We start from the raw sequence: 14,277 nt of genomic DNA on the forward strand, positions 1-14,277 counted from the left end.
GTGTTCAACGTACGCTCGATCACCTGCGCGACTTGCGCATCACTCACCGTGCGCGGCCGGCCCGCCCGATGCTCGTCAGTCAGCCCTTCGATGCCCGCTTGCGCAAAGCGACGCCGCCATTTGCCGACCGTATGCTCGTGAACCCCGAGCCGATCGGCAACCTCCTTGCTCTGCAACCCATCCGCACACAGCAGAACCATCCGACAGCGGTCCGATAGCGAGCGCGGTGTCTTGTGGCGACGCACATGCGTTTCAAGGAACGCGCGATCAGCCGCGCTCAATACCAGCACGTCCGCCTGACGACCAACCATCCATGCCTCCCGACTTCGCCAGGAAGCATACAATGTGGCTTACTTCAGTTCCAGATGACTAGGGCTGGGGATTCGCCTTCGGCTCGGGCGTCTCGGCGGCGGCCTTCATGCTCTCGATTTCCGCCGTCGTCTTGTAGTCGATCAGCTCGACCTGGAACACGAGGTCGGCGTTCGCCGGGATCGGTCCCGATCCCTGCGGGCCATAGCCCAGCGCGGCGGGAATGCAGAACCGCGCGACCCCGCTCTTCCCCATCATCTGCAACCCTTGCGAAAAGCCGGGGATGACGCCGCTGACCGGGAAAGGCGATCGCATCCCCTGATCGAAGACCGCGCCCGTCGCCGCGAGATAGCCGATGTAATTGACCAGCACGACGTCGCTGGCGGCCGGCATCGTGCCCGGGGCGGCGCGCAGCATCGTATAGCCGAGGCCGTTCGCCGTGCGGCTGGTGCACGCCCGCTGTGCCGCCGGGACGATCGGGTTCAGCGGCAGCGGGATGATCGTCCCGTCCGCTTTGACCGGGGCCGGTGCCGTCACCCGCGGCTTCGCCTTGCGGACGGCGGTGCCGCCGGGCGCGGCGAGCGAGATCAGGACGGCGGCATAGACGCCATGGCGCAGCGGACGGGAAGAGACGGTCATCGGCGGCGCTATAGGCAGGCCGGTGCCGTCGCGCCACTCCCGCGGCACGGCGGATCGCCCCTTGCACCGCCGAGGCGGAAGGAGGAGACGGACGCGATGCTCGACACGCTGCGCATGACCCTGCCGATCGTCCAGGCCCCGATGGCGGGGGTGTCGACGCCGGCCTTGGCCGCAGCGGTGTCAAACGCGGGCGGGCTGGGCGGGATCGCGGTCGGCGCGACCGACGTCGACAGCGCGCGCGGCATGATCGCGGCGCTGCGCGCGCGGCTCGATCGCGATGCCGCCTTCAACGTCAATCTGTTCGTCCACCCGCGTGCCGTCGCCGATCGCGACCGGGAACGCCGCTGGCTCGACGCGCTCGCGCCGCGCTTCGCCGCCTTCGGTGCCGCACCGCCCGCCGCGCTGCGCACGATCTACACGAGCTTCGCCGACGATCCCGCGATGCTGGCGATGCTGGCCGAGGTCGCGCCGCCCGTCGTCAGCTTCCATTTCGGGCTGCCGTCCGCCGGAGCGATCGCCATGCTGCGCGCGCGCGGCGTCTTCCTCATCGCGACCGCGACCAGCCCCGCGGAGGCGCGCCTGGTGGAGGCCGCCGGCATCGACGCGATCGTCGCGCAGGGGATCGAGGCGGGCGGCCATCGCGGCGTCTTCGATCCCGCCGCACCCGACGATGCGCTCGGCACGATGGCACTGGTCCGGCTGCTCGTGCGCGAAGTCCGCGTGCCGGTCGTCGCGGCGGGCGGGATCATGGACGGGGAGGGCATCGCCGCCGCGCTACGGCTCGGCGCGGTCGCCGCGCAGCTCGGCACCGCGTTCGTCGCCTGCCCCGAATCCGCCGCCGATGTGGGCTATCGCGCCGCGCTGGCGGGGCCGGGGGCGTATCACACCACGATGACGTCGCTGATCTCCGGCCGCCCGGCGCGCGCGCTCGCCAACCGGTTCACCGCCCTCGCCGACGATCTCGCCGGGCTCGTGCCGCCCGATTATCCGATCGCCTATGACGCCGGAAAGGCGCTGCATGCGGCGGCGATGGCGCGGGGCGAATCCGGCTTCGGCGCGCATTGGGCGGGGCAGGGGGCACCGCTCGCCCGGGCGATGCCGGCGGCCCGGCTGGTCGCGACGCTGATGCACGAGGTCGATGCCGCCGGACCGCCGCCTCAGGTGCGGGACGGCGTCTCGCGGATGACGAGCGACCGGCCGCGATAGGCGGCGGCGGTGATGCCGGACCGGCGCTGCACGACCCGCTTGCCGCCGCGCAGCCAGGTCACCTCGACGGTGACCGGGGCGGTCGTCGCCAGCCCGAAATGGACCGGCTGGGCGCTTTGCGTATTGTAGCCGTCGCCGGTGCCGACCTGCCGCGTCGCGAGGATGCGCCCCCTGGCATCGCGCAGCCGCACCTCGGCGCCGGGCCGGGTGAAATGACCGCGCGCGTCAAGCACCAGAACCGACAGGCTGCGCGCTGCGGCGGCGGCGGGCAACAGGTTGCGGAACAGGAAATGGCCGCCGACCGGGCCGTAGCCATCGGTGATCGACAGGTCGAGCGCACCGTCGCGATCGTAATCGACCCATTGCACGCCATGGTCGCCGGCGTTCATCGCGTTGTTGCGCGGCAGCACGTTGACGAAGCGGCGCCCGCCCTTGCCGTCGGGTTCGTTGTGGAGCAGCGCGTTGGTCGGCTCCTGTTTCCCGACCGGGCCTTCGTAGGCCATGATCGACAAATCGAGCCAGCCGTCATTGTCGTAATCGCCCCAGGCCGCGCCGACGCCGTGATTGGCGAAGCCGACGCCGGTGGCGACGGAGACGTTCTCGAACGTGCCGTCGCCGCGATTGCGATAGAGCGCGTTCGGACCGTAATTGGGGACGAACAGGTCGAGCCGCCCGTCATTGTCGTAATCGCCGATCGCGCAGCCGACGCCGCCCTCTTCCTTCGTACGCGCCGGCCCGGCGACGCCCGCCTGTTCGGCGACGTCGACGAAACTGCCGCCGTCGTTGCGCCACAAGGCGTCCTTCGCGCCCGACTGGTTGGCGAGGAACAGGTCGAGGTCGCCGTCCGCGTCGTAATCGAACCAGCAGGCGCCGACGGTGGGACGCGGATCGGACACGCCGGTGCCGGCGAACACCTGCGTGAAGCGGCCGCCGTCGTTGCGCATCAGCCGGTTGGGGCCGATCCGGTCGGCGGCGTAGAGATCGAGGTCGCCGTCATTGTCGTAATCGACCCAGCTCGTCTGCCGTGCCGAGCGGCCGGCGAAGCCGAGGCCGATCGCGGCGCCAACTTCCTCGAACCCTTTGCCCTTGCGGTTGTGGAAGACGAGCGTCGGCTGCTTGGGATCGGTCGCGCCGCCGAGCAGGTCGAGCCAGCCGTCGCCGTCGTAGTCGCCCCAGCTCAGGCCGCGCAGCTCGTGTGCCGCGGTGGGCAGGCCCATCGCCGCGCCGACGCTGACGAAGGTGCCGCCGTCGTTGCGGTAGAGGCGCACCTCGCCGCTCTTTAGCGACACGGCGAAATCGAGGTCGCCGTCATTGTCCATGTCGCCCCAGGCGTTGGACAGCGATCCAACCACCCCGAACAGGTCGGCTTGGACCGGCTGGAAGGCGGGCGCGGTGGTGCCGGCGGCGGGCAGCGGTACGCCATGGCCCGGCTCGTCCCCCTGCGGCGCGGCGGCGAGCAGCAGGCAGAGGGGCAGCAGCGCGGCGAGCGGGCGGCGGGACACGGACGAACGACGGTACATGGGGCTTCCCCTTTGAACGGACGGGGCGGGTTGATCGGGCCGCTGGCCCGCGCCGGGACGCTTCGACGCCCGCCTCTCCCCCTCCCAAACGGCCGGGCGGCGCATTTCTGCTATCCGTCCGCCGCCGGCACGAGCAACAGCGATCCGTCGCCGCCCTCGATCGCGCGGATGCCGAAGCTCTGCTCGAGCGCGCGGGCGAAATCGCCGGAGCGATCGGAGCGGAACGTGCCGCCGATCCGCACGCCGGCCAGCGCCGGATCGCCGATCACGATCGGCACGGTGCGGTAGCGGTTAAACTCGTCGACCGCCTGTTCCAGCGTATCGCCGTCGAAGCTCAGCCGGCCGTCCTGCCATGCCAGCCGGCGCTGGATATCGGTCTGCGCCAGCGCGGTGACGGCGATCGTGCCGCGCCGCACCGCGGCGGCATTGCCCGCGGCGACATGCCGTTCCGCCTTGCCGCCGTCGCGCACGCCGACGATCCCCTCGCTCACCGTCACCTCGGTCAGGTCGCTGCGCAGCCGCACGGTGAAGGCGGTGCCGACCGCGCGGACCCGCGCCTCGTCCGCCGCGACCACGAACGGGCGGCGCGTGTCGTGCGCGACGTCGAAGCTCGCCTCGCCGCGCAGCAGCCGGATCGAGCGGCGTCGGGGCGCGAGGTCGACGGTGACCGCGGTGTCGGTGTTGAGCCGCATCAGGCTGCCGTCGGCCAGCGTCACGACGCGGCGTTCGCCGACGCCGGTCGCATAATGGTCGCCCGCCGCGCCGAACCGCCACGCGGCCGCACCGACCGCCGCGACCAAGCCGGCGGCGATCCCGCCCATCGCAAGGCGCCGCGTCACCGGCGGCACCGGTGCGCGGCGGGCGGCGGCGATCGAGACCGGCATGGCCTCGCCACGCGCCGGGTCGCCGTCCAGCCGTTCGGGCGCGATGTCGCGCAGCCGCGCGGCGAGGTCCCAGCCCGCCTCGACCTTGGCGAAGGCATAGCCGTGCGCCGGGTCCTGCTCGATCCAGCGATAGGCGGCGTCCCAGTCGGCCTCAGCCTCGCTGGCGCGGGCCTTCAGGAACAGACGCGTCGCTTCCGCCTCGATCGCCGTTCGTGCCGTTGCGCCTGTGCAGGGACCATCCAAAACCCGAACCCTCGTACTCGCCGATCGCCTGCATGATCTTCAGTGCGGCGCGTGCCAAATGCTTGTCTACCGTGGAAACGGACAAGCCCATCTCCTCTGCTATCGCACCCGTCGGCCAATCGTAAACACGCCGCAGGACGAACGCGCGCCGGCATTGCGGCGGCAGGGTGTCGAGGATCGCCTGCAGGTGGCGCAGTTCGTCACGCGCTTCCAGCCGCGCCTGCGCGCTGTCGTCGACGCCGATCAGGTCGAGGTCGGCGATCACCTCGAACGACACGATCTTGCTGCGCCGCGCCGCGTCGATGACGAGGTTGCGCGCGATCTGGTACAGATAGGCGCGGCCCGACTGGACGCGGTCGGTGTCGCCGGTCGCATAGGCCCGCGTCATCGCCTCCGCCACGACGTCGTCGACATCGGCGCCGTCGGGCAGCACCCGCCGCAGCCGCGCCCGCAGCGCGCCCTCGTGCGGCAGGATGGCCTGCTTGTACCATTCGAGCCTGGCTCTGACTGAATCCAACGGACCCCCCCCGATCGTGACGAAGGCGATCCTCTCCCGCGGACGTGCTGTTGAGGCGATACGACCAGTATTAGACACCGGTGTCCAGCCTTCATGAAATAAAAATGACACGATGGTTAGCAGATTGTGTCGTCACGACCGTCTCCCCCATCAGTGAACACCATGGCCGGGGGGCTGACGATGACGACACCCATGATAATGGCGACGTTGCTGACCGGCGCCGCCATGACGTTTACGGCACCCGCCGCGGCCGCCCGGCCGGCGACGATCGCCTTCGCGATCGAGGCGCAGTCGGTGCAGGGCGCGCTCGCCCGCTTCGCCGAACAATCGGGGGTGCAGATCCTCTATCCCTACGACCGGGTCGCCGGCCTGCGCACCGCCGGGGTGAAGGGGCAGATGTCGGCGGAGGCGGCGCTCGGCCGGCTGCTCTCGGGCACCGGCCTGCGCGTCAATCGCAGCGGCGGCGGTGTCATCGCGCTGTCGCTGCCGCCGTCCGCCACCGCGCTGCCGCAGCCGGTGCGCACCGCCGCCTTCCGCCCGGCGGCGCTCGCCCCGGCGTTCCAGCAGGCGCAGGCACAGGCCAGCGACGCGCAGGACCCGACCGCCCCGACCGCGCAACAGGTCGACGAACCCGCCGCGGACATCGTCGTCACTGGCAGCCGCGGCCAGCCGCGTACCGTCGTCGACAGCCCGACCCCGATCGACGTCATCAGCGGTGCCGAGCTGCAGCGCACCGGCAAATCGGGCGTGTTCGCCGCGCTCAACACTTTGGTGCCCTCGTTCAACCTGCCGACCCGCGCCGGCGGCGGCACCTCGACCGTGATCGCCACCGGCGGCCTGCGCGGCCTCAATCCCGACCAGACGCTGATCCTCGTCAACGGCAAGCGCCGCCACAAGACGTCGCTCATCAACGCTGTCTCCAATTACTACAACGGCTCGGTCCCCGCCGACCTCGACATGATCCCGACCGCGGCGGTCGACCATATCGAGGTGCTGCGCGACGGTGCCGCCGCGCAATATGGCTCGGACGCGATCGCCGGCGTCATCAACGTCATCCTCAAGCATGACGCGGCGGGCGGCTTCGGCGCCTTCACCGCAGGCCAGAACATGGACCGCAGCGACGGCGAGCTGTTCCAGGCGGACGCCAACATCGGCCTCCACCTCGGCGAGAACGGTTTCCTCAATTTGTCCGCCGGCGCCAAGAAGCAGCAGGCGTCGAACCGCGCCGAGCCGATCGCCTCCACCATCCGCCTCTATCCGCTGGTCGCCGGCGCGCTCGACCCGCGCGAGGCGACGATCGACCGGCTGGTCACCTCTAATTACGGCGCGATGCCGCAGGAGAGCCTGAACACCGCGTTCAACGCCGGCTACGACCTCGGCACCGTCGAGCTCTATGCGTTCGGCACCTACAGCCAGCGCAAGTCCGACCTCAACTACACCTACCGCCCGGCGACCAACGCCAATTCGCTGCCGCAGGTCTTCCCCAACGGCTTCTACCCGCGCGTCGTCATCAACGAGGAGGATTACGAGGTCGCGGTGGGGGCGCGGGGTGTGATTGCGGGATGGAAATGGGATTTCAGCTCGACGTTGGGGCGCAACCGGTCGCGGCAGCGCGCGGATCGCACGATCAACGCCTCGCTCGGCCCGACCAGCCCCACCGAATTCTACGTCGGGTCGCTGATCTCGAAGGAGGCGGTCAATTCGCTCGACCTCACCCGCTCCTATCCGCTCGGCGCGGGCCGGTTGCAGGTGTCGGGCGGGTTGCAGCACCGCATCGAAAGCTATCAGGTCGCGCAGGGCGAGCCCGCCAGCTATGCCGCCGGCACCTATACCTCCAGCCTCGGCCGGCCGACGCCGGGCGCATCGGGCGCGGCGGGCTTCCAGCCGTCCGACGCCGGCTTCGTCAAGCGCAACAACCTCGCCGCTTATGCCGACCTCGCCTGGGATCCGTCGCGCGACGTCACGATCGGCGGCGCGCTCCGCTACGAACATTATGACGACGACAGCGGCGACACGCTGATCGGCAAGGTCAATGCGCGCTACGCCGTGACGCCCTGGGTCGCACTGCGCGGTGCGGCGAGCACCGGCTTCCGCGCCCCGGCGCTGGCGCAGCAGATCTATGCCTCCACCACCGGCCAGTTCCGCAACCTCGGCACGCCGCCGGTGCTCAACCTGTTGCAGATCAAGACGCTGCCGGTCGGATCGCCCGCCGCGCTGGCGCTCGGCGCGCAGCCGCTGACCCCGGAGAAATCGACCAACCTCAGCGCCGGCCTCGTGCTGACCCCGCTCGCGCGGCTCAGCGTCACGATCGACGGCTATCAGATCAGGGTCGACGACCGGATCGCGATCACCTCGACGCTGACCGGCAATGCGGTGTCGGCGATCCTCATCGCCAACGGCCAGTCGCCCGATATCAGCGCACAATATTACACCAACGCGATCGACACCCGTACCCGCGGCGTCGACGTCGTCGCGACCTATCGCCACCCGATCGGCACGGTCGCCAGCCTCGCCTGGAACCTCGGCTACAATTACAACAAGACGATCATCACCGGGGTGAAGGCGAACCCGCCGCAGCTCGCCGCGCTGGGCGCCGATTACGTGCTGTTCGACCGGCTGTCGCGCAGCAACCTGACGGTCAACCTGCCGCGCACCAAGCTGTTCGTCGGCAATGTCGCGACGATCGACGCCTTCACCTTGTCGACCCGCGTCGTCCGCTACGGCAGCTTCAAATCCTACGGCAACGCCGTGGTCAACGACCGCACCTTCGGCGCCAAGTGGATCACCGATCTGGAACTGTCGTGGAAGACGACCGACAGCCTGACGGTGGCGGTCGGCGCGAACAACCTGTTCAACGTCTACCCCGACCGCAACGACACCCAAACCAACGTCAACACCGGCGCGGGCTTCTACGCGACCAGCGGCGCCTACGGCTTCACCGGCGGCTATTATTACGGCCGCGTCGCGGTCAGCTTTTGAGAAGGAACGGGGCGATGCGCGCGACGATCATCCGGGCCGCGGCCCTCGGCCTGGCGGCGGCGGCACCCGCGGCGACGCCGGCCACCCATGCCGGCGGCGGCGAGATCCTGTGGGACACGTTCGGCGTCCCCCATGTCTATGCGAAGACGGAGGCCGGCGCCTTCCGGGGCTTCGGCTATGCGCAGGCGCAGAGCCACGGCAATCTGCTGCTCCGGCTGTTCGGCGAGGCACGCGGGCGCGCCGCCGAATATTGGGGCGGCGCGGACAATGAGACGCAGGACCGCTGGCTCGTCGCCAACGACGTGCCGACCCGCGCGGTGACGTGGTTCCGCCAGCAGACGCCGCAGATGCGCGCCGACCTCGACGCCTTCGCCGCCGGCATCAACGCCTATGCCGCCGCGCATCCCGATGCGCTCGATCCGGCGATGCGCCGCGTGCTGCCGGTCAGCGGAACCGACGTGATGGCGCATGCCCACCGGCTGATGAACTATGTCTACATCGCCTCGGACCGCAAGGTGCTCGCCGATCCGACGACCAACGAGGCGGGCGGGTCGAACGCCTGGGCGGTGGCGCCGTCGCGCTCGGCGAGCGGCAAGGCGATGCTGCTCGCCAACCCGCATCTGCCCTGGGCGCCGAGCATGCTGACCTATTACGAGGCGCATCTGAACGCGCCCGGCTACAGCGTCTATGGCGCGACGCAGGTCGGCCTGCCGGTGCTGCGCTTCGCGTTCAACGACGACCTCGGCTTCACCAACACCGTCAACACGATGCTGGGCTATGCCAGCTACAAGCTGACGCTGGCGGACGGCGGCTATCGCTACGACGGCAAGGTGCTGCCGTTCACCACCGCGCAGAAGAGCTACCGGGTGCGCCAGCCCGACGGCACGCTGAAGACGGTCGCCTTCACGCAGCGCTATGCGACGCAGGGGCCGGTGTTCGACCTGCCCAAGAACGGCGGCACGATCGCGCTGAAGGTCGCCGGGCTCGATCGGCCCGGCGTGCTCCAGCAATATCTCGACATGGGCAAGGCGCACGATTTCGCCGCCTTCCAGCGGGCGCTGCGGCGGATGCAGGTGCCGATGTTCAACATCGTCTATGCCGATCGCGCCGGCCACATCATGTATATCGACAACGGCATCCTGCCGCGCCACGCCGACGGCGACGTCGCCACCTGGTCGAAGCCGGTGGCGGGCGACAGCTCGGCGACGCTGTGGCGCGACGTCCACGGCTATGACGACCTGCCCAAGGTGGTCGATCCCGCCAGCGGCTTCGTCCAGAACGCCAACGATCCGCCCTGGCTCGCGACCTGGCCGCGCCAGCTCGATCCCAAGGCGTTCCCCGGCTATGTCGCGCCGGTCGGCCCGGTCAGCCAGCGCGCGCAGCATTCGGTGATGCTGATGACCGCGACGCCGAAACTGTCGTTCGACGATTTCGTCGCGCGCAAGCTGGAAACCGGCTCGCTGATGGCGGACCGGCTGCTACCGGACCTGCTCGCCGCGGCAAAGGGCAATGCCGATCCGGACATCACCGCCGCCGCCACCCTGCTGGCGGGCTGGAACCATAAATTCGACGCCGACGCGCGCGGTGCGCTGCTGTTCGAGACCTGGGCCGCCCTGTTCGCGCCGCGCAATTTCGTCGACCAGAGCAATTATGCGGTGAAGTGGACGCTCGACGATCCACTCGCCACGCCGCGCGGGCTGAAGGACCCCGCCGCCGCGGTCGCGATGCTCAAGGCGGCGGTGGCGAAGACGCGCCAGCTGTACGGCGCGCTCGACCGTCCGTTCGGCGAGTCGTCGCGGTTCCACCTCGGCGACGTCAGCCTTCCCGGCAACGGCGGTTTCGGCAACACCGGCGTGTTCCGCACGATCACCTGGGGGCCGATGAAGAACGGCGAACGCACCCCCGTTCATGGCGAGACCTGGGTGTCGATGATAGAATTCTCCAAGCCGATGAAGGCATTGGGCATGATGAGCTATGGTAATTCCAGCCAGCCGGGATCGCCGCACGGCAGCGATCAATTGCGCTTCCTAACCTCGAAGACTTTCCGTACGCTGTGGATAGAGCGAACCGAAGTGGAGCGTCACGTCGAAGACAGGACCCGTTTCTGATGCGCACGACCTTGCTTGTCCCGCTGGCCGCGTTCGCGCTCGCCACGCTGCCGACCCCGGTGTCCGCCCAGGGCATCCCGAAGCAACCCGCGCGCACGCAGGACGCTCGGCAGGTCCATGACGCGGCGATCGTCCTCGACACCCATTTCGACACGCCCGCCAATCTCGGCCGCCCCGGCTGGAGCATCATGGACCGCCACAGCCGCGCGGATAGCGGCGATCAGGTTGATTACCCGCGCATGGTCGAAGGCGGGATCGACGGCGGCTTCTTCGCGATCTTCACCGCGCAGGGGCCGCGCACGCCGGAGGGGGATCGCGACGCGCGCGACGCCGCGCTGGTCCGCGCGGTGCAGATCCGCGAGATGGTGGCGCGCCACCCCGACGCCTTCCGGCTGGTCACCACCGCCGCCGAGGCGCGTGCCGCGGTCGCGGCGAAGCGGCGGTTCGTGTTCATGAGCATGGAGAACGGCTATCCGTTCGAGGCCGACCTGTCGCTGATGCGCAGCTTCCAGCGGCTCGGCGTCACGATGATGAGCCCCGTCCACTTCAAGAACGACGACCTCGCCGACAGCGCCACCGACACACCCGAATGGAACGGCCTCAGCCCCAAAGGCAAGGCGTTCGTGGCGGAGGCGAACCGGCTCGGCATCCTGATCGATCTCAGCCACGCGTCCGACGACGTGCTGCGCCAGACGATCGCGCTGTCGAAGGCGCCGGTCATCCTGTCGCACTCGGGCGTGCGGGCGATCTTCGACCATCCGCGCAACGTCACCGATGCCGACCTGCGCGCGCTGGCGGCGAAGGGCGGCGTCGTGCAGATCAACGCCTTCGACGGCTATATGATCGCGCAGCCGAAGATCCCGGCACGCGAGGCGGCGATGGCGGCGCTGATGGCGAAGCTGCCGCCGCGCGCGACGATGACCGAGGCGGATCGCAAGGCCTTCCTCGCCGAGCGCAAGGCGATCGACGCGCGCTGGCCGGTGCCGCGCGCGACCTTCGACGATGTGATGAAGCATCTGCTCCATGCCATCGACGTGGCGGGGATCGATCACGTCGGCATCAGCGGCGATTTCGACGGCGGCGGCGGGGTCGAGGGATTCGACGACATCACCGCCTTCCCGAAGATCACCGCGGCGCTGCTCGCGCGCGGCTTCGGCGCGGCGGACGTCGCCAAGGTGTGGGGCGGCAACGCGCTGCGCGTCCTCGACGCGGCGCAGGCCGCCGCCGACCCGGCCGCGCGCCCGGCCATTCCGGTCACGTCATGATCGCATCGCCGATCATGCCAGACGGGGAGGCTGGTCCGGCCCTGCACTGAGCAGGCGCGCGCAGAAGGCAGGCGGACCGCGACACGCGGCCGCAGCGGAAGTCCCGGGGGGGATGATCTGGATAGCAATGTCCCGTCGGTGCGCCGACCAGATCAGGAGATTGCGCGTGACCCGTCTTCGTGTCTCGACCCCCGCCGCTACGGCGCTGGGCCTCGTCCTCGCCACCGCCGCGCTCATGCTGACCACCGGCGGCGCCGCCGCGCAGGCGACCTCCGCCGAGAATGCCGACACCGGCACGCAGGCGAGCGAGGCGCCGGCGGGCGAGGGGGCCGGCGAGGGGCAGGATATCGTCATCAGCGGCCGCCGCATCAGCCAGGCGAGCGAGGCGGTGGGTGAGGATCGGATCACCAGCACCGTTGCGGTGACGCGCGAGGCCCTGCTCTCCGCGCCATCGGGCATTTCCGGCCTCAAGATGCTCGAATCGCTGCCGGGCTTCAACGTCCAGACCGACGGCGCGCTCGGCCTCTACGAATTCGGCAACAGCGTGCAGGCGCGCGCCTTCAACCTCGACCAGATCGGCTTCGTCGTCGACGGCGTGCCGATGGGGCGCAGCGACGCCTTCGGCGGCAGCCCGGTGTTCCGCTACGTCGACAACGAAAATCTGGGCGTGGTCGAGGCGTCGCCGGGCGCGGGCGGGGTGACGATGCCGACCTATTCGTCGCTCGGGCCGGTCGTCTCCTACCGCTCGATCGTGCCGCAGGACGAGCTCGGCACCTTCATCTCGCAGAGCTTCGGCGATTTCGACATGAAGCGCACCTTCGTCCGGGTCAGCACCGGCAAGATCGGCCCGCTCAAGGCGTTCGTCAGCCGTACCAAGCTCGACACCGACCTGTGGCGCGGCGCCGGCTCGGTCGATCGCGAACATTGGGAGGCGATGGCGCAGGTCGACGTGACCGACACCAGCTGGGCGCGGTTCAAATTCGTCTCGAACGACTTCTTCGACTATGATTCCCCGACGCTGTCGCGCGCCGAATACAACAGCAGGACGCCCGATCTTGCCGGCCACGTCGGTCGCTACCGCGGCTATTACGGCGATCCGCTGCCCGCCTATGCGCCGGTGGCGGCGGGCGTGCCCTTCTCCAACGCCAATTACACCTATTATTACGGACAGGCGATCAACGTCCGCAAGGACAAGCTGTACGCCGGCACCTTCCACGCCGGCATCGCCGACGGCGTCCATGCCGAAACCACCATCTATTACGAGGACAAGGACGGCTGGGGCAGCTCGCCGGACAGCTATGCCAATACGCTGACCTTCTACAACCGCCAGCGGCTGGTGTCGGGGCTGGCGCTGACCGCGCCGCGCGGCACGCAGTTCGGCGTGTCGAGCCTCGGCGGCTATCGCCAGGGCATCCTCCAGAGCCTGCACGCGCAGCTCGGCATCCAGGCGATCGACGTCGGCATCTGGGCGGAGGACGATCGCTATCGCCGCTATCAGCGTCGCCAGAACACGATCGACGGCTCGCCCGCCAGCGCGCCCAATTACGGCGAACTGGTCTATGGCCGCCGCGATTACCGGTCGAAGCGCGCGACGGTGCAGATGTTCGTGCGCGACCGCATCGACCTGACGCCCGCGGTCAGCATCGACCTCGGCATCAAGGCACTCAATCTCGATTACCAGCAGCGCGGCTACCGCGATTTCGCCGATTACGCGCGCACGGTGAACGGCGTGAACGTCGCCGGCTGGGGACCGAAGTACAATCGCGCCCGCTACACCGACTATTTCCTCCCCACCGCGGGCCTCCTCTATCGCTTCAGCGACAGCCGCACGCAGCTGTTCGCCTCCTATGCGGAGAATATGGCGCTGCCCAAGGGGATGGATGACATCTTCTCGGTCGCCTACACCAATTCGCCGGCGGTTGTCGGCGCGCCCGCGCCGGAACGGTCGAAGAACGTCGAGCTTGGCCTGCGCACGACGCGACCCGAATTCTTCGCCTCGCTGACCGGCTACTACACCACGTTCGACAATCGCATCCAGGCGATCGCCTCGATCCTGCCGGGGACGACCAACGTCACCGAAACCTTCTACCAGAATGTCGGCGGGGTGAAGGCCTATGGCGCGGAACTGCTGGCCAATTACAAGCCGGCGTTCCTGCACGGCGCGGCCTATTTCAACGGCAACGTCACCTACAATCACGCGCAGTTCCAGGACAATATCGTCGCGGCGGCGCGCACCTATCTGATCGCCGACAAATATCTGCCCGACAGCGCGAAATGGGTCGTGTCGGGCGGCGTCACGGTCGAACCGGCGCCGTGGTTCGTCGCCAACATCACCGGGAAATACACCAGCCGCCGGCAATCGACGTTCGAGAACACGCCGGGATCGTCGCTGCCGGGCTTCACCGTCTTCTCGGCCTATGCCGATATCGGCGACGGCTTCTCGATCGGCCCGGTGCGCAACGCGCGCATCCGCGTCAACGTCGACAATCTGTTCGACAAAGACGTGCTCTCGTACATTTCGTCGGCCCTGACCGGGGATGGCCTGTTCCGCCCGCTCAGCCCGCGCACGGTCCAGCTGACGCTGTCCGTCGACATCTGACGCTCTCG

10 protein-coding genes are annotated in these 14,277 nt (G+C 69.2%); 5 read left to right on the forward strand and 5 right to left on the reverse strand.

Annotated features, from left to right (window positions below):
- Positions 1-311: helix-turn-helix domain-containing protein (locus AC1RTO_RS08015; protein ID WP_493160356.1), on the reverse strand; the 311-nt coding region annotated here is incomplete at its 3' end.
- Positions 312-369: 58 nt separating this feature from the next.
- A complete protein-coding gene (locus AC1RTO_RS08020; protein WP_493160357.1) occupies positions 370-948 on the reverse strand; it encodes an FKBP-type peptidyl-prolyl cis-trans isomerase in 579 nt (192 codons plus the stop codon).
- A gap of 96 nt (positions 949-1,044) precedes the next feature.
- Here AC1RTO_RS08020 and AC1RTO_RS08025 point away from each other — a divergent pair, with 96 nt between their 5' ends.
- Entirely contained in the window at positions 1,045-2,154 is a 1,110-nt protein-coding gene (locus tag AC1RTO_RS08025; protein WP_493160358.1) for an NAD(P)H-dependent flavin oxidoreductase, read from the forward strand.
- Here the strand turns inward: AC1RTO_RS08025 and AC1RTO_RS08030 are convergent.
- The 3 genes from AC1RTO_RS08030 to AC1RTO_RS08040 all read right to left on the reverse strand — a co-directional run bounded on the left by AC1RTO_RS08030 (position 2,106) and on the right by AC1RTO_RS08040 (position 5,318).
- Positions 2,106-3,674 (reverse strand): CRTAC1 family protein, encoded by a 1,569-nt coding sequence (locus AC1RTO_RS08030; protein WP_493160359.1) that lies wholly within the window; start codon positions 3,672-3,674, stop codon positions 2,106-2,108. The two genes, AC1RTO_RS08025 and AC1RTO_RS08030, sit on opposite strands and share 49 nt — an antisense overlap.
- Positions 3,675-3,784: 110 nt before the next feature.
- Entirely contained in the window at positions 3,785-4,801 is a 1,017-nt protein-coding gene (locus AC1RTO_RS08035) for a FecR family protein (protein ID WP_493160360.1), read from the reverse strand.
- Positions 4,710-5,318: an RNA polymerase sigma factor gene (locus tag AC1RTO_RS08040; RefSeq protein WP_293874473.1), complete on the reverse strand. Its 609-nt coding sequence runs from the start codon at positions 5,316-5,318 to the stop codon at positions 4,710-4,712. The genes AC1RTO_RS08035 and AC1RTO_RS08040 overlap by 92 nt, the downstream gene beginning before the upstream one ends.
- 198 nt (positions 5,319-5,516) lie before the next feature.
- Between AC1RTO_RS08040 and AC1RTO_RS08045 the strand changes: the two genes are divergently transcribed.
- The 4 genes from AC1RTO_RS08045 (at position 5,517) to AC1RTO_RS08060 (ending at position 14,269) form a co-directional block, all read left to right on the forward strand.
- The gene (locus AC1RTO_RS08045) at positions 5,517-8,297 is read left to right on the forward strand and encodes a TonB-dependent receptor domain-containing protein (protein ID WP_493160361.1); all 2,781 of its coding nucleotides are present in this window, start codon (positions 5,517-5,519) and stop codon (positions 8,295-8,297) included.
- Positions 8,298-8,311: 14 nt separating this feature from the next.
- Positions 8,312-10,405, forward strand: coding sequence for a penicillin acylase family protein (locus tag AC1RTO_RS08050; protein WP_493160363.1), 2,094 nt, complete (start codon positions 8,312-8,314; stop codon positions 10,403-10,405).
- Complete coding sequence (locus AC1RTO_RS08055) at positions 10,405-11,670, forward strand: dipeptidase (RefSeq protein WP_493160364.1); 1,266 nt, start codon at positions 10,405-10,407, stop codon at positions 11,668-11,670. Before AC1RTO_RS08050 ends, AC1RTO_RS08055 begins: the two co-directional genes overlap by 1 nt.
- Before the next feature lie 235 nt (positions 11,671-11,905).
- Positions 11,906-14,269: a TonB-dependent receptor gene (locus tag AC1RTO_RS08060; protein ID WP_493160823.1), complete on the forward strand. Its 2,364-nt coding sequence runs from the start codon at positions 11,906-11,908 to the stop codon at positions 14,267-14,269.
- The last annotated feature ends 8 nt before the right edge of the window (positions 14,270-14,277 follow it).

This window comes from Sphingomonas sp. GW821-FHT10F09 (assembly GCF_058809195.1).